This is a genomic window from Dyadobacter sp. HNCC25DJ185 (assembly GCF_056895195.1).
In genome coordinates, this window is record NZ_JBXHAR010000005.1 from 600,907 (window position 1) to 620,449 (window position 19,543).

Below are 19,543 nucleotides of genomic sequence, written 5' to 3' on the forward strand. Positions count from 1 at the left end.
CAAACTCCTATGCAGCAAAAATGATACCACCTCAACTCAAATATTCCACAGGTCACTTTTCCGGATGTAAACAATTCTGTTGTTCCAGATCACCCGGTTCCAGTGGTCCACAGAGCCGACGATAGTCAGCTTATGCCCCTTGCCAACCCGCTCAACCACAGCAGATGCGGAGGAGGGTTCGTCCCTGAGAAAGGTATTTTCATTGATAATAATACAGGTCTGATAAAGCGACGGAATGTTTAAGATTGCGAGCAGCAAAAGCAGATAAACAACTATAGAAACTTTGTGAATCTGCAGAATAGGCTCCATTCGTCTCACTTTTGTAACCATGATAACCACGATGTAGGTACCCAAAGTCAGCAGCAATATGGGAATGTAGTCGCCATATCTTCGGTAAAATATGATGAAGTAATTATAATCGTCGAATTCGTAGCCAATTAAATTCTGCTCACCAGCCAGCTTATCCATTTTTTCGAACAAACGTCTTGAAGGGTTTATGAGGGCAAGTTTGCTGAGATAAAAGAGGCAGTCCGTGTAATTGTTAGTCTTTTCGGACAAAAAAGCCAGTTTGAGCAGATGGCCCGGGCTATTTTTTTCCTGTCTGCTGAAGTTTTTTTTATAAAGCAGTAACGCTTCGGGGTACTTCGACATAGCAAACAGAGAATCAGCCATTTTTAATTCCTTCTTGTTGGCTGAGAGAGCAGGTGAATAAGCCAAAACAATACTCATCACGATCCAAGGCAGCAGGTATTTCTTACTTAGAGCTTGCATTATACTATTAAGAATTCTACTTTTGCATCGCAATTACGGAAAAGGCTCCGGTTAATCCAACAAATTGCAAATCTCAAAGCAAGTCAAGTGATAAGTTAAGATTCCGTAGCTCAGCTGGTAGAGCAATACACTTTTAATGTATGGGTCCTGGGTTCGAATCCCAGCGGGATCACCTGAAGAAATAACAAAAAGCATCAAAAGCCTGCTAATCAAACGATTAGCAGGCTTTTTTCTTTTTCGGATTACCCCAAAATATTCAATTTTCCACAAATTTTTGGTGAGTTCAAAGATCTGCAAATTTTACTCACCAGAATCGTTACAACTCATTGTGTAACAACCTGTTTATGCCGTAAACATCTTGTGCTGATTAGGCTTGCAAGACTACTTTTGTTCAACTTTTTAACCTGAAAAAGGGTATGAAAACAATGATCAGTCTGCTTTTCTATTTGAAGAAGCCGAAAAATTATCAAAAAGGGCCGGTGCCGATTTACTTTCGGATTACGGTTAATAAAAGCGGAAACAATCAAAAACAAATTTCTAGGCATTGGCCCGAAGCAGCGTTTTCTAATGGCAGTGATCGCTGATCACAACGAGCTTATGAAAGCATTGGTCGGCCAGGAATATGCGATTGGAACTCTCAACCGCTATCGAGTTTTGGAGCGCCATACCATTGCTTTTTTGAAAGCGCATTTCAATACGACCGAATTTGATATCAGCCGCATCGATTTCGCTTTCATAGCCGATTATGAGTTCTACCTACGCTCAGTTCGGAAGATGGGCAACAATGCGGTTGTGAAGCATATGAAGATGTTCCGCAAGATCGTCAACATTTGCTTAGGCAACGGCTGGATGAACCTTGATCCTTATTTGAACTTCAAAGGCAAGTTTAAGAAGGTTAACAAAGCAATCCTTACCAGAGCTGAGTTGGACTTAATGGCCGGTAAAGAATTTGCTAGTGATCGGCTCGCCCAGGTTCGCGACACTTTTCTTTTTTGTTGTTTCACCGGCCTGGATTATTCGGATGTTCAGAAGCTCGAAAAAAGCCAGATAGCAAGAGGAATTGATGGTGAACAGTGGATTTTCAGTCAGCGGACGAAAACGAATGTCAAATCGCATATTCCGATGCTACCAGAGGCGCTTCAAATCATTGATCGATACAGAGACCATCCGCTTTGTGAATCTCGCAGCCTCGTATTGCCAGTGCCGAGCAATCAGAAGATGAATGACTACCTGAAAGAGATTGCCGTGATCTGCGGAATTAACAAGGTTCTCACTTCACACGTGGCTTGGCATACGTTTGCGACGACTGTCACGCTGCAAAATGGTGTTCCGATTGAAAGCGTTTCCGAAATGCTTGGACATACTAACATTCGTACGACGCAGATTTATGCGAAGATTCTCGACACGAAGGTTAGCGCTGCACCTTCTCTCTCACGACCCCTCCGGTTTGTGAGAGGGGATCGCGAGAGAGAAGGTGAAAATAGCAAGGCGAAAAGATAATTTGCGGGACTATTCCGTGTCTCAGGAAATTGGTAGACCTTTCCTGCCATCAGCCCCTTATAATGACGTTATCGTCTGACGGTGAATCAACCTATTGCAAACCGTTAGTAATGATTAACAGACAAGAGCTCCGACCTTATCTGTTCGGCTCCTTTTATTGCGTCGGTGAAGCCAATAATTCTTCCAGGGGTTGTGCTAAAACGATAAAATTTTCCGTCTTGGAACACAATTGTATACAACGGTAAAAATGGCAAGATTGGTCTAATTGTCTTCAAATTCTCTTTTCGATACCGGATCTCACCTCGAACATTAACAATCACTATGTTCGAATGGTCGTACTTTACACCTGAGAATGCAAAGATTAAATACATCCACAATAACAAGGATGACATAAGAAAGATGAATACCCATATGTCACTGTTGTCGCTGATAGCCGAGACAAATAGCCAACAGAAAATTATGCATATCACTATCAGAATCAATCTGATCTGCAATACTGAGCCTTTTGCGCCAATATATTTATACACCTTATTTAAGTTTTTGTAAGTGCAACTTAATCAAGATACATCATTTTGCATAGTTTAGATTGAATCTCAGATCCATCATTCCCTGAACGAGCTTATCACTTTTCCTTTGTGCGTTTGCCAAGTAGATTCACAGCTTTTAAAGTATCGATTGCCTCTTACCCACAATCGGCCAGATGTCAGATTGTGTCACAATCTAATCTGGCCCGGCCAAACGCTCCGAAGTCGCTGGCGGGAGATTTTTATAAATTTTCCTATATTGAGGATTCCCACAATTGGCATGATAGGTGAATTATTTGGGCAATCAAAATAAATCAGATGGTGCACTTGATGATAAAATTCGGAAGCGAGAAGAACATCAAAAGTATGTTTGACGAGGAATACTTGTTTTTCTCTGCACAAAGGTCATTTAGAAAACAATTAGATGAAATTGGAAGAACGGATCCAGCGGAAGGAAATTTAGCCATTCACAATATTACATCTGGAAAGTTAATGTTACCGACAGGGGATATCACGCTAGATATTGTTAGTGGGCAGGTTTTCGAATTCCTAGCAGAAGACCATAAGCTCTTGTGCTCATTGTATCGGCCTGAACTGGACCAGGACTACCAAATTATCGATTTTGATGAACGCATGCTCGCATTCGGGCCGTGTGCAATGATAATTCACGACATTCGTGGATTTTTTGCACTGCTATTTGGTTCTTTCAAACAATTGGGTCTGGAATATTCCAGCCGCCAAGCAACTTATTTTGATTCGCAGCTTTTGAATGGTGAAATTTCGGTTCATCACAAAGATCTGCGCTACGCATATCAACGTGAGCATAGAATTATGACATGGATTCCTGACGTTGAGTTTTTCAAATTGCCTTTACCAGGAATGCAGACCTTTGTGAGCATTATCGACTCATGCGACGTCCCCCATTTGAAAATTTCGGTTACAAATCGAATTGCTAATTGAAACATAGAGTTAGCAACTTGTTGCTTCAAATTTCATTATGCCTATCTTTGAAATAATTGCAAGCCAATCCCTGCAATTTGGTGAGTGACAAGGTGAGTAGAAAATTTGCTAGGGCTTAAATAATTGATAGACAATTTGTTACTTCAAAAAGTATGACCTCAGCGGATCACCAAAAGCGCCTCAGGGCGCTTTTCTTGTTTAAAATAGCCTTAAAATCAGCTTGTTTGAAGATTTGTGAATCATTCCCGATCAAAGCAACCTCTCCAATATAGGTAACCGAATTTCCGAAATTAGAGTGTGCCATTCGCTCGCTTATGCCGGAGTTACAGCCCGGCACTTTCGGTCGCTGCTGACGGCCAGGCTCGCGGACAGCAGGTCACGACAAAGGGTCGGGTACGAAGCGGGCATCTGGCATGCATGTTACTAGTCGCGCCGGGGGCGAAAGTTTCCGTTTTTCATCATTTCCTCCATTTTCTTTTTCATGATCTCCTGATATTGCGCTTCGGTGATGGTCTTGCCGCTCTTGGGTGCTTTCAATTCGGAGGACTTGGGTTTGCGCCATTGCATTTCCGAAACAGTGTACACGGTTTCTCCGTCGTTGATCTCTACTTCCAGGATCAACCCCGGCAAGCCGCCGTAGCGCTCCGGACCAATCGGTACGGGAATATCGGGACTATACCACGCCACTACCGAACGTGAACCGTTCCGGTTTCCGCCGTTCCTGTTGTCTTCCGGCGGCGCGCCGGGCGCTCTCATCATCATGGGCTGGAAAACCTGCATGGTATCCGTGAAAGAAGCCTTGTGGCAAACAAAGCCTTGAATGGTTCTGGTTTCCTTGCTCGGTTTCCATCGCTGGTTAACGAGGGTATCTGCAACACGGTATTCGTCGCCAAAAGCATCCCTCGCTTCTATCCGCTTCCGCTCGGTGAGCTGCGTGTAGACCTTCGTGTTGGAACGGCCGAATGGCATCGGTCCGCCCGGCCCCCCGGGCCCACCGGGTCCGCCCGGAAATCCGCCGCTTTCACCTTCGACCACCGCAGCGGGCTCGTACAAGGCTTCTTGCGCCGTAAATGCCAATTGAAACTGACTTGTAATGCTTTCCGGCATACGCGCCTTCATTGCTGGATCCATGTTCTGCATTCTTCTGCTGAGATCGGTCTTCTGCCGGTATATAAGCACGCCTTCGGTTTTTTGCGCAACCGCTGAAAAGCTCGCTGCGCTGAGTATTATAAAAGCTAATTTTTTCATTGGCTCAAACGGATTTGTGAACCTGGCAAAGCTAAAAGATTGGCCTGTTAACTAACCTTACAATAAGGTTAATCAAGGTTAATACATGTTCCCATCTCCTGGAAAGGAGGTATCTTTGAATGTATGCGGTCCTCTAAAATCTTATCGTCGAACCAAATACTGGTCGGTCTGATCGCCAGTTGTTTGCTTGTTCTCACCATTTTCCTGGGCTGGTGGCTAACGCACGGGTATCATGAGCAGAAGAGAATTCTGGCCGTGGAAGCCGGTCTGCCTCTTTTTCGGTCAGTCAATGCCTTACAGGACAGCCTGATCATGCGGCGGTTTATCAGGCCCTTCGAAGACTCGGTGAGATCGTCCGGCAAACCTCTATCTTCAATAGCGAACGGCCGTGACAGCCATAGGTTTGATACCCCGCGTCACGCGTTTGGCGAACGGGACCATAACCCGGGCAGGGATTCGGTGATGTTGCGGCCGCGGCTGCGTCCTATGAACGAGGATGGTGAGTTCAACGACTTTCCAAGACCACCCCGCTCGTATCTTATGGCCAGGGTTATGCCCGCCTTATGGGAAAAACTTTCGCGCAGCGAGGTTCGGGATTCCTTGCGGTTGAACGAACTGCTGGACCGTTTCAGATTGGAACTGGACTCTTCCAGGATCGACGTGGATGCCTACCTGGTACGTTTGCCCGAGCCAGTGCGTTCGTCGGCCGACAGCCTGCACACCGCTTCGTACCAGGCTGGATTACCTCCGCGCGATTTTTACGCAGCCTATCTGATCGGTTACCAGTGGATTTTGATTCGGCGCCTGCTCCCTCAGATCCTGTTCTCTCTATTTTTGCTCGGTCTCACATCCGTGGCCTTTCTTGTCGTATTTCGGAGTTTAAAACAGCAGCGACGCTTGACCGAACTGAAAAACGACTTTATCAGCAATATGTCCCACGAATTGAAAACCCCCATTTCGACGGTAGGGGTGGCCATCGAGGCCCTGGCCAACTTCGATGCCCTGAAGGATCCCGCCCGGACGAAGGAATACCTGACAATATCCAAAATGGAACTCAGCCGTTTAAGCCTTCTGGTTGACAAGGTAATGCGTACCGCGTTGTTCGATCAGCAACGCCAGGTGTACCATTTTGAGCGCATCGATGTCTCATCTTTGATTGATGAAATCCTGCATTCCCTCAAATTTCAGTTCGAACTGAACAACGCCAGCGTGGAATTTGAAAAATCAGGCTCGGATTTTACGCTTTCCGCCGACCGCGTACATTTTATGAATGTGGTTTACAATCTGATCGACAACGCGATGAAGTATACCGACGGTCCGCCCATGATCCATATTTTACTGGAAGGCCGGGGAAATGAGCTGCGTCTTAGCGTACGCGATCATGGCATTGGGATCGCTCCCGCATACCAAGGCCAGATTTTTGAAAAATTTTTCCGGGTCCCCACCGGGAACATCCATAATGTTAAGGGGCATGGCCTCGGTTTGAGCTACGTTAGTCAGGACGTGCGGGCTCACAATGGTACCATTACCCTTACCAGCGAAATCGGGAGAGGCAGCTGTTTTGATTTAATTTTTTACAGATGAAAACCAAGATATTATATGTGGAAGACGAGCCTTTTCTGGGCAGGATCGTCAAGGAAAGCCTCGAAAGTCGGCAGCTGCATGTGCACATGGTCGCAGACGGCCTGGCTGTCATGTCCGAGCTCGAACAATTCGTTCCGGATCTCTGCGTGCTGGACGTGATGCTGCCCAACCGGGACGGGTTTGCGATCGCCAGAGATATTCGCCTCCGCTATCCGCATCTTCCTATTCTGTTTCTGACCGCCAAAACACAGATAGAAGATGTTGTGCACGGCTTTCAGGTCGGAGGAAACGATTACCTGCGGAAGCCGTTCAGTATGGAAGAACTGCTGGTTCGTATCCAGAACCTTTTGCGTATGAACCAGCATTTACCCGATCAGAGCGTTTCCGGGGCGATCGCATTGGGTAAATATGAATTCTACCCTCAGAAATACAAACTTACGCTGAATGAAAGCAACCGCAAATTATCCAATCGTGAAAACGAGCTACTCCAAATCCTCTGCGAGAACCGGCACAAAACGATCGCCCGGAAGGATATCCTGATGAGGGTCTGGGGCGACGACTCGTTCTTTAACTCCCGTAACCTGGATGTGTACATTACGCGCTTGCGGGAATACCTGAAAAACGACGACAAACTCCAGATCGTCACCATCAAAGGGGTTGGCTACCATTTTATCACTTCCTGAAACCGGCTGCGTTTTACATGCGGTTCATCATCATAGGTCCACCGAAACCATCTGGTCCTGTTCGCCGGTTATTCCCGCCCATGCCCGCCTTGTTTTTCAGTGAGTAAGTAAAGGTCAGCAGGAAATAGCGGGCCAGCGACCGGATGCGCTCTTCCTGGTAGTAGTTGACCTGTGCCGACCTGTTCACGACCACGTTGCGGTTGAGCAAGTCCGTGGCGCTGAGTTTCAGCTCGCCCACGTTCCCTTTCAGCATGTATTTTGTGATCGAAGCATTCCAGATCGGAATTTTCTGGTTGTAATCCTGCCCGGTCAATACCTGGTAGTTAATGGAGCTGCCTACCGACCAGGTACTGGTCACATTCCAGTTGGCATCTGCGGTATAGCGTTGTGTGAGGTAGTTCTGGTTCATCGACGATTGCAGTGAATACCTGGTTTGGTTCAGCGAAAGGTTTGCTCCGAGGTTGAAATCAAAATGGGTATCGTTCCGATAGTCCAGACGGGAACCAACATTGGAAACCAGCGTATTAGTCCTGTTTTGCACTTCGTTGGTAATGCTGATGCCCCGGTTATAGGTCATGCCGAGGTTCGCATTGAACCGCATTCCCTTCAACCGCTGAATGGGTGTACCAAAACCGACAAACGTATTACCCTGAATATTGTTCGGCACGTTGACGGACTGCGTAGTCGTTACCAGCTGATCGCTCACCGACTGCGAAGTCGAAATCTTGTTTGTAGTGTAAGTCAGAAATGCGTTCCCGAAGAAATTACGGTACCTGGTCGTGTTAAAGGAAAAGTAGTTCAGCGCAAAGGAATGGCTGTATTCGGGCTTCAAATCGGGATTTCCCATACTGATATTCAACGGGTCCGTGTTGTCGATGATCGGTTGCAGCTGGGTGAGGCTGGGCTGGTTGATGCTGGTCCCGTAGGTAAAATTCAGATTCCGGTTGTTCGACAGATTGTACATCATCCGCACATTGGGCAGCAGGTTGGTGTACCGCCGCTGGATCTTCGAATCGGTCAATGGAAACTCTCCCACCAGGTTGGCGTCCTGCAGACTCACGCCGGTCGATATATTGATCACGGTTCCGACAAAACGATAGTTCACGCCCCCCTGATGATAGTTGTACTGGTTGTCGTATCGGTTGGTCAGCTGGCTATTGAGGGTAGAAACGTCCCCGTCGATATCGTAAACCCGACGATCAGTGTTGTTCAGGTTTCCCTGGAACGAGTAATTCATTTCCAGAAAAGTCCGCTTGGTCAATGGCTCGATATAAAAGGCAGTGATGCCGTAGTTCAGTTTGCCATTTTTCTGAGCATCGTTCTGAAGCGTGGTATCCGCCGTGTCGGTGTCGTAATATTGGTTTAATGTGTTGATAGTCCCGTTTCGCTTGTCGTTATTGAGGCCGAAGATCAGATTGGTGGTCAGGGTGCGCCCTCTCTTCGCAAAGCGGTGACGGAACGCGAGATTGGAGCTCAGCGAATAAGCGTCCCCATGGTAGTTGTTCGTCCGGTCGCCCTGGTTTTGCAGATTGCGGTTGGTGGTATAGGTTTGGGTGAGACTCTTGATATAATAGTCGCTGCCGGTGACGGATGCGGTATTGACCGATCGGATCGTATTCACCGAATCCAGCTGGTGCTCGACATTCAGGCTCAGGCGGTGATTCTGGTTCTTATTGGTAGAATGGCTGTTCTGCGAACTGCTGTAGTTGCCGGATTGCAGGTAGTTTTCCTTGTTCAAGTCCTTCTCAACCAAACTGTTAACGGAGTTGATCAGGTAGTTGCCATCGACCTTGGTCTTTTTGCTCAGTTGCTGGTAAAAATTCAACCCGCCGGAGCCCGAGGTAACAAAGCCTGAGGAGGTCTGACCGCCCTGGTTGACCGGCTGGGGTCCCGATGAGGCACTTCCGTTGCTACCGGCCGATGCAGCGCCGCCCCGCTGGGTGCTGCCGCCAGAAGAACTGCTTACTGATGAAAAATTGAAATAATCGTTCATCGTAAACCCTTGCTGGTTGATGTTGTTCAAAGTGCCCACCAGCGAGAATTGCTGATCTTTCGTAAAGCGGTTCAGGTTAAGCCGGGCCGCATAGCGGTCCTGGTCGCCTACTGCGCCGGAAGCGGTCCCGAAGAGCCCTTTCTTGAATTCTTCTTTCAATTCCAGGTTGATGGTCTTCTCGCGTGTGCCGTCGTCCACTCCCGAAAAGCGCGATTGTTCGGATTTACGGTCGAATAACTGGACCGCTTTGACGGCCTCGGCTGCAAGGTTCCTGGTGGCCATTTTAGGGTCTGTCCCAAAGAATTCCTTTCCTTCCACCAGAATACGCTGCACCTCCTTTCCATGAGCCTTGACGGTACCGTCACTTTCCACTTCTACGCCTGGCAACCGTTTTAGAAGTTCCTCTACGGTAGCATTCGGACGGGTTTTGAACGAATCGGCATTGAATTCGACCGTGTCGTGCCGCATGGTGACGGGCGCCTTTTCGCCTTTGACGACAACCTCGTTCAGGTCTTTACTCCTGGGCTTCATTCTGATTATCCCGAGGTCAGCTTTGGTTGCAATTTGCTCATAATCGACATAGTTGATATGCGTGACGCGGATCAGATAAGACGGCAGACTCAGGTTCTGGAATGCGAACTCACCCTTGGCGTCGCTGCTGGAGAACTGGATCAGTGTGGAATCCTGGGTATCGAGCAGGAGGACAGACGCACTTGGAACGGCGACTCCGGAGGTGTCGGTGAGTTTGCCCTTCAAATTCCAGGGGGCTGTTTGGGCCGAGGCGGAAATGGAAAGGGTTAGGAATAGTAAGTCGAACAGAGGCAGGTAGCTGATTTTCATTGCAGAAGGTTTCCTACTGCGAAAGTATTTCCAGAATACCGATAAGTCGGTTAACCAACCTTTCTTTAAGGTTAAATAAGGTTAACAGCCGGAACCCGGTTTCCGTTTTTGCTAAAAGCGACCGGATTTGCCGGATAAAAATAGGATTGCTTATTAACCAAAAGCGGCACAGGAAGCTGTTTTGAAGTATTTGTGTAGACTGAAAGGATTATGACAGACAATGTAAAAGGCTTCAAAATTAACCTTTTGAAATTGAACGCAGGTACACAATCCCGGCAGTGCCCGAAATGAGCGAAGCCAGCAAAATGCCATACTTAGCTGCGTCTATGTGTTGAGCATCTTGGAATGCCAGGTTGGTAACAAACAATGACATGGTAAAGCCTACGCCAGCCAGTAGCGCAACACCCAAAATGTGCTTCCAGGTAACCTGGTAGGGCAGCTCCGCGATGCCTGACTTTACCATCAGCCATGTAAAACCGAGCACGCCCGTCAGCTTCCCGACAGCCAGCCCGACCATCACACCGGCACTGACGGGGTTGATTAAGGCTGTAAAAAAGTCGCCACCAATATGCATGCCCGAATTGGCCAATGCAAATACCGGCATGATCACAAAAGCAACCCATGGGTGAAGGCCATATTCGATCTTTTGAAGCGGTGTCTGCGCGTCGATGCTGATGCGTTTGATTTCCTCTATAATCTGGTGCTGCTCCGACGTCATCAGTGGGCCGTGTAGCGGAATTGCCGCTTCAAATTCTTTTGAATTCGCGCTGACACGATCCAGATATTCTTTTTCATCGATCCTTGTCCTGGCAGGAATCATGAAGGCGACGAGTACGCCTGCTATGGTAGCGTGCACACCCGAAAAAAGAAAGCAGGCCCAAACGGCTACCGCCAGCAAAAGGTAAAATAACGTATGCCTGATCCCGAGCAGGTTTCCGGCTAATATCACGACCAGCAACCCGGCCCCAATCATTAAATAACTGAATTCAATATGGGCCGTATAAAAGAACGCGATCACCAGCACCGCGCCCAGGTCGTCTGCAACCGCCAGGGCGGAGAGGAACACTTTTACCGAAGCAGGAACATTCTTACCCGAAAGCGACAGCAGACCCAGCGCAAATGCAATGTCGGTGGCCATGGGAATACCCCAACCGCTGGCCGATGCGAGTCCGGCATTGAGCAGAAAGTAAATCAATGCAGGTACAAGCATCCCGCCTAGAGCAGCCACCATTGGCAAGGCGGCTTTTTTTGCACTGGAAAGTTCCCCGGCCATAAATTCCCGCTTTAATTCAAGCCCGATCACGAAAAAGAAGATCGCCATCAGCCCGTCATTGATCCAGATATGCAGCGGATGGGCGAAAACATTCCCTGCGAAACCAACTGAAAGACTGGTTTCCCATACACGGTGATAAGATTCCGCATACATGGAGTTTGCCCAAATCAACGCGGCTACTACGCTCATGAAGAGAACAATTCCGCTGGTATATTCCTGACGGATGAATCTGCTGACAGGTTTGACGACGACATCAATGGGTGCTTTGGGCATGATAAGGAGATTAGGGACAGGTACAATGTCGGCAAATATAGCCTTATATGAGGTTTCAACGGAGTTTTAAGGCATTGATCCGAATCGCATTGCTTCTGAGGCCGGACCGCAACGCGGAAGCAACCGCATTTGGGAACTAAAACAGGCTTCTCCATTTACCTATTCATAATTCCTGGAGACTATCGTTCGACAAGATTGAACCTCTTCAAGAGTAACTCGCGTCGGCCGTCGGGTATGGTCAATTCATGGGATGTCAGATACAGTGTTTCTTTCCATATTTTCTGAACGTGGTTCAGGTTAACGGTTTCTGAGCGCCCCAGTTGAAAGAAGCACGAAGGTAGTTGACTGGAAAGCCGTCCCAACTTAACCGAGACAAGAAGGGAGTCTGAATTCGTTATGTGGTGACGCTGGAGCTCATTATCGGTCAGGAATAGATTTGCGCTTTTTGCCGCTGCCTTTATGTAGATGATCTCGGACGACCTGATATTCACCAAGCCGTCTCTTGTCGGGAATGCGAGAAGCCCTGGTTCGGCCCTTTCCGGGTTTCCAGTCAGACCTTCCTCGTAGTTATTGAGGGCCAGATCAATTTGCGCCGATAATTCTCGAATACGCAAGGGTTTTTGAAAGAAAGCCGAGGGATAGGTCTCCCTCATGCGTTGCTTCACTTCGTAAGGGGAGTTCCCGGTTATATAAATGATAGGGATCCATTTGATTTTCAAAATTTCCGTCGCGGTAATGATCCCATCTTCCGGACCATCCAGCTTCATGTCGATTAAAGCCAGATCAACATTTCCCTTTTTCATGATGCTCATGGCCGACGCATAGTTCTTGGCAACGCCGGCGATTTTCCAGCCGTGCAGTTTCAGGCTCGCCTTGATGTCGGCAGCAAGGAGCAGGTCGTCTTCGACAATGAGAATATTTTTGTCTGGGTTCATAGGAGTGCCAGGTCGGTTTGATTTGGATTTAAAAGTCGGACAAGGTTTTTATCCACAGGAAAGGAGAGTTCAAAACGGCAGCTGCGATCAGACCGGAATGTATGTTGTCCTTCGAGTTGCTCCGAAAGCATGTCAATCAGTTCTAATCCGAATCCACTTAAAATGGTTTCCACATCGAAACCGGGGCCGTTGTCTTCAAAAAGGAAGTAAACTTTATCCGAAAGAACGTACCAGCTCAGATGCAGGGTGGGGGCGGGGCTTATAAAAGCATATTTACAACTATTGGTCATCAGCTCATTGACAATTAATGCAAGAGGGGCCATTTTCTTTACGTGCAGGAAAAGGGGCTCGACATCCATCGATAGCGTAACACGTGTTAAGTCGTAAACCTTGAGAACACTGCGTATAAGATCCCCCAAATACAATTTGACATCGACATACATCGGCATCGTATCCTGATAGAGCCGCCGGTGTATGAGAATAATTGATTCGACCCGAAGCAGACTTTCCTCGAGGAGTTTGGCGGCAGCCGGGTCTTGCGATTGATGCGATTGCAGGCTGAGGAGATTGGATACGAGCTGAAGATCGTTTTTTGTCCGGTGACTCTGCTCTTTTACCAGATTCTCGTTGTATTCGCTCAATGTTCTGAACTTTAAGTAAAGCTTATTATGCTTCCTATAAAGTTTACCGTACAGGAGCGCGGCAATTGAAGAGATAATGAGAAGTAAAGCGCCGGCGTAAAGGATACGATTTTTTAAAGCCGCATTGCTTTTCAGCAGAGCGACTTCTTTCTGTTTGCCAACCAGGGCTACTTCTTTAAGTTTTACTTCTTCGCTTCTGCGGACCCCTTCGACGGCTTCGTTCCGGTATCGGACAAATGCACTTTCCCTCGCTGCTTCGAGTTTAATCCGGTAGTTAAGGGCTTGTTTCCATTCCTTCTTTTGTTGATGGTATTCTGCCAGGCTACGCAACAGCGACACCCCCAGGGTGGGTTTGACATCCGGGTTTACAAGCAACTTCTGGGCTTCAAGTAACCACGGATGGGCACTTTCAGGATCCTTGTTTCGAAGATACTGGTCTGCTATATCGATTGCTAACTCTATACTGTTCGTCAGCAGGCCTTGTTTTTGGTCTAACTTCCATGCTGTAATTTTAAAGGACAGGCTTTCATCAATATTGTTTTCGTGTCTCGAACAAATGCCAAGGTATCGGTACATCTGTCCTTCATCCAGGGGAGAATGCAGTACCTGAGCCAGTTCCAATGATTTTCTGAAATTTGCTTTGGCTTTATGCAAGGAAGACTTGAACCTGGTCTGCTGGTTAGCGGTGCTCTTTTCCCACGCGAGTAAGTGACTTGTTCCTAATGCGCCATGAGCACTCATCACGCCTTTGGACGAGCCGGCTTTCCTGAAATGGATCATTGCTAACTGTGCATTCCGTATCGCCGCCGGTGGATTATCCAGAATAAACTGGATCTCCTGCAATCTCAGGTAGATCTTCCCAATGTCTTCAAAATTGCGCTGGTCTTTACGTATGCGAAGCGCTTTTTGAAGCCAGGTCTCGGCAATGGCGTAGTTCCCCAGATTGATGTGCCGTTTTGCCATCAGGTAGGAGGCTTCTGCTATTCCTGCCGAGTCTCCGTTGGCGACCGCTTCGTTATAAGACTTGATGTCCCGTCTGAGCCTTACCATGAGGCCCTCTGGCTTGTCTTGCGCCGGATTCTGGGCCTGACAGAAGAAACTGGTCAGCAGAAATAGGTACAATATCGTGGCGACGAATCCACAGGGAGCACGCCTTGCAAGCATTGATGACGTTGAGTTAAAGGTGACAGATTGAATGTTCTATTGGTCAATATACGAAGGAAAAGCCCGGAAAACCGCGTCCGAAACAGGTTTCGGAGAAATTGTAGCAAGCGACGTTTATATCTTCAAAGGCGAATTTGGGCAGATTCAAGGCTATTATAACCGGATTCGCGACCTGCCGGTCCATTGCGTTCATTGATACGCTTTTTTTGAAATGTGAAGGTTAAGCAGTCGGAAATCGTGTGAAGTCCGTGGCAGTTCCGCCTGAATAATCCCAACCCCTTCACGACCGATTTATCCAGCATAATCCACTACCAACAAATGTTTTTATCAACGTTATCCAAGTCAATGCGCCTTCATTTGGCCGCCACTCTGATTATTGCATTTTATTCCGTGCGGTTTGCGAACGCGCAGACCAAGTCAGAAGTATTGACGAATCAGAAAGTAATCTCGCTGGTCAAAGCGGGTTTGGACAAGTCCATTATTTTGACGGCCATTCATTCCAGCGATGCGCAATTCGACGTCACGGTTACCGGGCTCTCTAACCTGGCAGCCCAGAAAGTTCCGACCGAGATTATCGCGGCGATGCAGGAAAGGCAGGGAAATCCGAAAAGTGAGAAACCGGTCGGCGGAGGAAGTGTCACCGATCATCCTGGTGCCGGAAAATTGCCGCGCATTGATGTAGTTAATCAGCTTTTTGCATTCAAGAGTGCCACCGGGAAGGCGGAGCCTTTGGAAAAGGGGTTGGCGAATATGGCTTTTAAAGCCTCGCCACTGGGAACAAAAGCGCAGTATGAAATAGAGGGGATGAAGGCTTCGTATCGCATGGTACAAGGAGATAGTTTGCTGTTTCTGGTGAATACCGGCGGACCGGCACCCGAATTTGTTCTCTATAAATCAAAGCCCCAAAAGAACAAACGTATTGCCGTCACGCTGGATGGAAAGATAACTGGCGCAAAAACAGGGAACAATACAATCGCGTGTACGATTCTTTCATTTGGGAATGCCACATATAAGGTTGTACCATCGGCGAAGCTGGAAAAAGGGGAATACTTCTTCGCAGGTAAGCCTGTAGGCAGCTCCAATTCCATTGACATTTACGCGTTCGGTATCGACTAGGTCAGCATCATCAAAGTTTCGCCTGGGGGTATTTACACTGCCGGACTCGCCATTCACTGAAAACAGAGTTGCATCGGGAGTGCGTCTGGAAGGGTTTATTGCAAATGATTGATAAACTTGCAGGAAGCCTTATTGCAGATCCTTCTATCCATTCCATCGAATCCAACCGGGCGGAACAATTTTAATTGAAGCTTAAATGATGAGGTCGGCTTTATTGCTGATATAAGAAAAATTTCCGTGATGTGTATGAAAAGCAAAACTACCCTGGTACTGGCAATCGGTCTCTTTTTCAGCACTTTTAGCTTAGCGCAGAACCCTTACATCGGACTTTGGCAGGGATATTTCCACTATGTTTTCGCGGACGGTACCACGCAGACGAGCAAATTTCAGCTGTATTTTCATCAGATGGTCGCAGATACCTTGTATGCGAAGGTGATTGCCTACGACCCGAAGGATTCGACAAAGGTGTTGGGAATATCAGACTCGTTTTCAGCCGGATTTAGACGGGAGTCCAATATGTTCTACTATTTTGGATTCGCCGACAAAACGCCAAAAAAGAAGATCAAGGGACTATATCTTTTCAGATTTTCAGACCCGGGGAATAAAACCATTCTTGGTGAATTTTTCCCGGAAGTCAAGAGGAAAAATGATCCGGGGATCACTGCGAAATTTCACCGTATCAAATCCCGGGAACAACAAGACGCATTTGTGGCCTATTTCCGGGAGAAATTTTATGAAGGAAGGAAGAAAAATCTCAGTTATCTGAATTGCGAATGTGACGACAAAGTATACGGCATTATCAAAGGCTATATTGACGAACCTGAAAAAGACAGGCAAACAGGGAGCAGGTCAGGCGCATATAGTAACGGGCAAAGTATCAGGGAAATGAGCTCTCTATCGCCCTCGGCTAACTTGATCAAAATACATCGTGAAGTGATTCCGTTTCCGTCGGTGGCACTCGCAAAAGGTTTTGATAATATACTTTACACCGTTACCTCCAATTCATCGAGCCAGCCCGAGCCGGTATACGGTTACAATCCAGCTACCGGCAAAGGAGCCTATACACGCTGGAAACTTCCTGTCCCGACGGTGGGCAATGATCGCTTTGGCGTATGGCTGTCGGGTGGTACAGACAGATCCGGGAATTTGTATTTTATGACCGAACCAGCTGACAAGCTCGTCAAGATAGATCCCGTGACAGACGAGGTTTCCGTTGTCTGGAGCGAAAGCCCAATAGGAAAACGGGCTAATTCCTTCCATAATAATCCTCTTTTCAAATATGATTTTGGATTTGGAAACTTTTGCTTTGACGAAAATGGATATCTGTACATGGTGACGAGCAATACCGGCAAAATTGTAAAAATCGATATCAGCCATACGCCCAAGATCGTCGAAATGTTTGCGATAGATGGTCTGCCAGAAACAGGACTGCTGGCCGAAGGCTTCAGTTACGGCGACATTTTGATCCAAAGAGACGTTTTGGGTATCAGTCGCGCCTACGTTACCGGCAGATACGAGATTTTTGAAATCGATTTGGTCGGGAAACGGGTGATCAGGGCGGTGGCACAGTTTCATAATGCTGATCTGGCAGGTTGTAATATTTTCAGAAAAGTGAAAAATACGCCAGCCAGAGATGAAAAGGTAGTCGTCCCCAACGCTCCAAAGCTTCCTGAGTTGTCTGTGCGACAGCCGTCACCCGCACCTGCCAAGGCTTCGATCCTCGATATTGAATTCGTGCAAAGTAAGGACGAGTTTATAAACGAGCAGGCTGCCAGGCTTGAAATTAACAAATGGATCGAGATGATGACAGCCAATTCCGACATGACGATCATGATAAGCGGGCATACCGACGACGTAGGAGATCCGGATAAAAATAAACAGCTATCCAAATTGCGCGCGATAAAGGTGAAAAACTATATGTTAAGCAAAGGTATTGCTCAACGCAGGGTAACCGTGGAAGGATTTGGAGGAACGAAGCCCAGGGTTCCCAATGATTCGGATGCCAACAGGGCAAAAAACAGACGGGTTGAAATGATGATCACTTCAAGGTAATTCTTCATGTCACAGGTTTAGGTTATTCTTGTAATTCAATACAAATCAGCATTGTTTCGAAGAGCGCTGGTATAGGGGAAACTTTTCTATCTATCATCAAGATTAAAGACAACGCCCTGGCGCTGATCGCATTTGATTACGGTATTGGGTTGGTAAGTTGGAATACCTACTCGTGGGTAAATTCCTTAGGCGTCAATTCCGCTTTCGAATTTCAAACTGTCCTTGCATATTTTAACAATGACACCCGGCTAGTAGTAAAAAAATCTGAATGGGATTCCGACGTTTATGAGGTATATAAAAAAATAGAGATGCAATTGCCTGGATAAGCGATTGATCATTGCCAGCTGCCAACTGAATTTAAGGGCTCTATATTCGCCTTTCAAGGGCATTTGGGGAAAATTTCGTGGAAATCTTTCTGTAAATGGAGCACGTTTTAAAAAAAAATTGGATTTTTTTAGAAACGTAAATTTTTCATTTACAGTAGTTTTAATACCTGTTGACCCGCATGGTATAAAAAATACAGCTGCGGAAGTTTGGTTCATTTCATTAAAATTGTACTTTTGCACCACGTTAAGCGAAAGCAGTAACGTTAAATGATTCCGTAGCTCAGCTGGTAGAGCAATACACTTTTAATGTATGGGTCCTGGGTTCGAATCCCAGCGGGATCACTTGAAGAAATAACAAAAAGCATCAAAAGCCTGCAAATCAAACGATTGCAGGCTTTTTTCTTTTTCGGATTACCCCAAAATATTCAATTTTCCACAAATTTTTGGTGAGTAATTCGGTGAGTTCAAGGATCTGCAAAATTGACTCACCAGAATCGCTGTAACTAATTGTATGTGAAGATGTTTACGACGTAAACATCTTGTGCTGATTAGGCTTGCAAGACTACTTTTGTTCAACTTTTTAACCTGAAAAAAGGGTATGAAAACAAAGATCAGTCTGCTTTTCTATTTGAAGAAGCCGAAAAACGATCAAAAAGGCCCGGTGCCGATTTACTTGCGCATTACGGTTGAAAGTAAGAGAGCAGAATTTACGACCGGGCGTGAATGCGAGCCTAGTCGGTGGAATGCGGTCGCTGGCAGAGTATCTGGTGCGAAGGAGGCTGTAAAGTCGGTGAACGTTTATCTCGGCAACCTCGAACAGCAATTGTTAGATGCACAAGATGCATTGGTTCGTGACAATGCTTTGATAACAGCAGAAATAATTAAAAACAAATTTCTAGGCATCGGCCCGAAGCATCGTTTTCTAATGGCAGTGATCGCTGATCATAACGAGCGTATGAAAGCACTGGTTGGCCAAGAATATGCGATAGGCACATTCAACCGCTACAAAGTACTCGAACGTCACACGCTAGCATCTGAAAGGCAACTTCAATACGAGCGATTGTGACATCAGCCGGATCGATTTCGCTTTCATCGCCGATTATGAGTTTTATCTGCGCTCGGTTCGTAAGATGGGTAACAATGCGGTGGTAAAGCACATGAAAATGTTTCGTAAGATAGTAAACATTTGCCTGGGTAATGGGTGGATGAACCTTGATCCGTATTTGAATTTCAAAGGCAAATTCAAGAAAGTTGACAAAGCTATCCTTACGAGAGCTGAGCTGGACTTAATGGCCAGTAAAGAATTTGCCAGTAATCGTCTCGCGCAGGTTCGCGACACTTTTCTCTTTTGTTGTTTCACCGGCCTGGCCTATTCCGACGTACAGAAGCTCGAAAAAAGTCAGATAGCGCGAGGAATTGACGGCGAGCAATGGATTTTCAGCCAGCGGACTAAAACGAATGTGAAGTCGCATATTCCGCTGCTGCCCGAAGCGCTTCAAATTGTTGACAGATATAAAGATCATCCGCTATGTGAATCTCGTGGCATTGTGCTGCCTGTGCCGAGTAATCAAAAGATGAATGACTATCTAAAAGAGATTGCTGTGATCTGTGGGATTGACAAAGTTCTCACTTCACACGTTGCCAGGCATACGTTTGCGAC

Annotated in this window: 15 protein-coding genes and 2 tRNA genes; 11 read left to right on the forward strand and 6 right to left on the reverse strand. The window is 46.8% G+C overall.

The window, feature by feature from the left end; genetic code table 11:
* Positions 1–36 precede the first annotated feature (36 nt).
* Positions 37–771: an SH3 domain-containing protein gene (locus tag AC1XUF_RS17420; RefSeq protein WP_483343097.1), complete on the reverse strand. Its 735-nt coding sequence runs from the start codon at positions 769–771 to the stop codon at positions 37–39.
* A 99-nt stretch (positions 772–870) separates the two neighbouring features.
* On the opposite strand from AC1XUF_RS17420, the gene AC1XUF_RS17425 reads away from it, so the two are divergent.
* The 3 genes from AC1XUF_RS17425 to AC1XUF_RS17435 all read left to right on the forward strand — a co-directional run bounded on the left by AC1XUF_RS17425 (position 871) and on the right by AC1XUF_RS17435 (position 3,755).
* Positions 871–943 (forward strand) — tRNA-Lys (locus AC1XUF_RS17425).
* Positions 944–1,338: 395 nt separating this feature from the next.
* A complete protein-coding gene (locus AC1XUF_RS17430; protein WP_483343098.1) occupies positions 1,339–2,271 on the forward strand; it encodes a site-specific integrase in 933 nt (310 codons plus the stop codon).
* Positions 2,272–3,161: 890 nt separating this feature from the next.
* Positions 3,162–3,755, forward strand: a complete 594-nt coding sequence (locus AC1XUF_RS17435) for a hypothetical protein (RefSeq protein WP_483343099.1) — start codon at positions 3,162–3,164, stop codon at positions 3,753–3,755.
* A 423-nt stretch (positions 3,756–4,178) separates the two neighbouring features.
* Here AC1XUF_RS17435 and AC1XUF_RS17440 read toward each other — a convergent pair whose 3' ends face one another.
* A complete protein-coding gene (locus tag AC1XUF_RS17440) occupies positions 4,179–5,003 on the reverse strand; it encodes a GLPGLI family protein (RefSeq protein WP_483343100.1) in 825 nt (274 codons plus the stop codon).
* Between the two features lie 123 nt (positions 5,004–5,126).
* On the opposite strand from AC1XUF_RS17440, the gene AC1XUF_RS17445 reads away from it, so the two are divergent.
* Both AC1XUF_RS17445 and AC1XUF_RS17450 read left to right on the forward strand, forming a co-directional pair.
* A complete protein-coding gene (locus AC1XUF_RS17445) occupies positions 5,127–6,587 on the forward strand; it encodes a sensor histidine kinase (RefSeq protein ID WP_483343101.1) in 1,461 nt (486 codons plus the stop codon).
* Positions 6,584–7,270 (forward strand): response regulator transcription factor, encoded by a 687-nt coding sequence (locus AC1XUF_RS17450; protein WP_483343102.1) that lies wholly within the window; start codon positions 6,584–6,586, stop codon positions 7,268–7,270. The genes AC1XUF_RS17445 and AC1XUF_RS17450 overlap by 4 nt, the downstream gene beginning before the upstream one ends.
* 13 nt (positions 7,271–7,283) lie before the next feature.
* Here the strand turns inward: AC1XUF_RS17450 and AC1XUF_RS17455 are convergent, their stop codons facing one another.
* The 4 genes from AC1XUF_RS17455 to AC1XUF_RS17470 all read right to left on the reverse strand — a co-directional run bounded on the left by AC1XUF_RS17455 (position 7,284) and on the right by AC1XUF_RS17470 (position 14,389).
* Positions 7,284–10,103: an outer membrane beta-barrel family protein gene (locus AC1XUF_RS17455; RefSeq protein ID WP_483343103.1), complete on the reverse strand. Its 2,820-nt coding sequence runs from the start codon at positions 10,101–10,103 to the stop codon at positions 7,284–7,286.
* A 238-nt stretch (positions 10,104–10,341) separates the two neighbouring features.
* Positions 10,342–11,649: a Na+/H+ antiporter NhaA gene (gene nhaA / locus AC1XUF_RS17460; RefSeq protein WP_483343104.1), complete on the reverse strand. Its 1,308-nt coding sequence runs from the start codon at positions 11,647–11,649 to the stop codon at positions 10,342–10,344.
* A gap of 179 nt (positions 11,650–11,828) precedes the next feature.
* The gene (locus AC1XUF_RS17465; RefSeq protein WP_483343105.1) at positions 11,829–12,584 is read right to left on the reverse strand and encodes a response regulator transcription factor; all 756 of its coding nucleotides are present in this window, start codon (positions 12,582–12,584) and stop codon (positions 11,829–11,831) included.
* Complete coding sequence (locus tag AC1XUF_RS17470) at positions 12,581–14,389, reverse strand: sensor histidine kinase (RefSeq protein ID WP_483343106.1); 1,809 nt, start codon at positions 14,387–14,389, stop codon at positions 12,581–12,583. Before AC1XUF_RS17470 ends, AC1XUF_RS17465 begins: the two co-directional genes overlap by 4 nt.
* 31 nt (positions 14,390–14,420) lie before the next feature.
* On the opposite strand from AC1XUF_RS17470, the gene AC1XUF_RS17475 reads away from it, so the two are divergent.
* The 6 genes from AC1XUF_RS17475 to AC1XUF_RS17500 all read left to right on the forward strand — a co-directional run.
* Positions 14,421–14,585, forward strand: coding sequence for a hypothetical protein (locus AC1XUF_RS17475; protein ID WP_483343107.1), 165 nt, complete (start codon positions 14,421–14,423; stop codon positions 14,583–14,585).
* Positions 14,586–14,734: 149 nt separating this feature from the next.
* Complete coding sequence (locus AC1XUF_RS17480) at positions 14,735–15,505, forward strand: hypothetical protein (RefSeq protein WP_483343108.1); 771 nt, start codon at positions 14,735–14,737, stop codon at positions 15,503–15,505.
* Between the two features lie 246 nt (positions 15,506–15,751).
* Entirely contained in the window at positions 15,752–17,557 is a 1,806-nt protein-coding gene (locus AC1XUF_RS17485) for an OmpA family protein (protein ID WP_483343109.1), read from the forward strand.
* A gap of 595 nt (positions 17,558–18,152) precedes the next feature.
* A tRNA-Lys gene (locus tag AC1XUF_RS17490) sits at positions 18,153–18,225 on the forward strand.
* A gap of 256 nt (positions 18,226–18,481) precedes the next feature.
* Positions 18,482–18,949, forward strand: a complete 468-nt coding sequence (locus tag AC1XUF_RS17495; RefSeq protein WP_483343110.1) for an Arm DNA-binding domain-containing protein — start codon at positions 18,482–18,484, stop codon at positions 18,947–18,949.
* A 25-nt stretch (positions 18,950–18,974) separates the two neighbouring features.
* A partial coding sequence (locus tag AC1XUF_RS17500; protein ID WP_483343116.1) for a tyrosine-type recombinase/integrase occupies positions 18,975–19,543 on the forward strand: 569 nt, incomplete at its 3' end.

Excerpts from the sequence above, each read along its gene's own strand:
- AC1XUF_RS17485 (WP_483343109.1), top strand. The coding sequence starts at position 15,752 with ATGAAAAGCAAAACTACCCTGGTACTGGCAATCGGTCTCTTTTTCAGC.
- AC1XUF_RS17475 (WP_483343107.1), top strand. The coding sequence starts at position 14,421 with ATGTTCTATTGGTCAATATACGAAGGAAAAGCCCGGAAAACCGCGTCC.
- AC1XUF_RS17480 (WP_483343108.1), top strand. The coding sequence starts at position 14,735 with ATGCGCCTTCATTTGGCCGCCACTCTGATTATTGCATTTTATTCCGTG.
- nhaA (WP_483343104.1), bottom strand. The coding sequence starts at position 11,649 with ATGCCCAAAGCACCCATTGATGTCGTCGTCAAACCTGTCAGCAGATTC.
- AC1XUF_RS17465 (WP_483343105.1), bottom strand. The coding sequence starts at position 12,584 with ATGAACCCAGACAAAAATATTCTCATTGTCGAAGACGACCTGCTCCTT.
- AC1XUF_RS17495 (WP_483343110.1), top strand. The coding sequence starts at position 18,482 with ATGAAAACAAAGATCAGTCTGCTTTTCTATTTGAAGAAGCCGAAAAAC.
- AC1XUF_RS17440 (WP_483343100.1), bottom strand. The coding sequence starts at position 5,003 with ATGAAAAAATTAGCTTTTATAATACTCAGCGCAGCGAGCTTTTCAGCG.
- AC1XUF_RS17445 (WP_483343101.1), top strand. The coding sequence starts at position 5,127 with ATGCGGTCCTCTAAAATCTTATCGTCGAACCAAATACTGGTCGGTCTG.
- AC1XUF_RS17435 (WP_483343099.1), top strand. The coding sequence starts at position 3,162 with ATGTTTGACGAGGAATACTTGTTTTTCTCTGCACAAAGGTCATTTAGA.
- AC1XUF_RS17450 (WP_483343102.1), top strand. The coding sequence starts at position 6,584 with ATGAAAACCAAGATATTATATGTGGAAGACGAGCCTTTTCTGGGCAGG.
- AC1XUF_RS17430 (WP_483343098.1), top strand. The coding sequence starts at position 1,339 with ATGGCAGTGATCGCTGATCACAACGAGCTTATGAAAGCATTGGTCGGC.
- AC1XUF_RS17420 (WP_483343097.1), bottom strand. The coding sequence starts at position 771 with ATGCAAGCTCTAAGTAAGAAATACCTGCTGCCTTGGATCGTGATGAGT.
- AC1XUF_RS17455 (WP_483343103.1), bottom strand. The coding sequence starts at position 10,103 with ATGAAAATCAGCTACCTGCCTCTGTTCGACTTACTATTCCTAACCCTT.
- AC1XUF_RS17470 (WP_483343106.1), bottom strand. The coding sequence starts at position 14,389 with ATGCTTGCAAGGCGTGCTCCCTGTGGATTCGTCGCCACGATATTGTAC.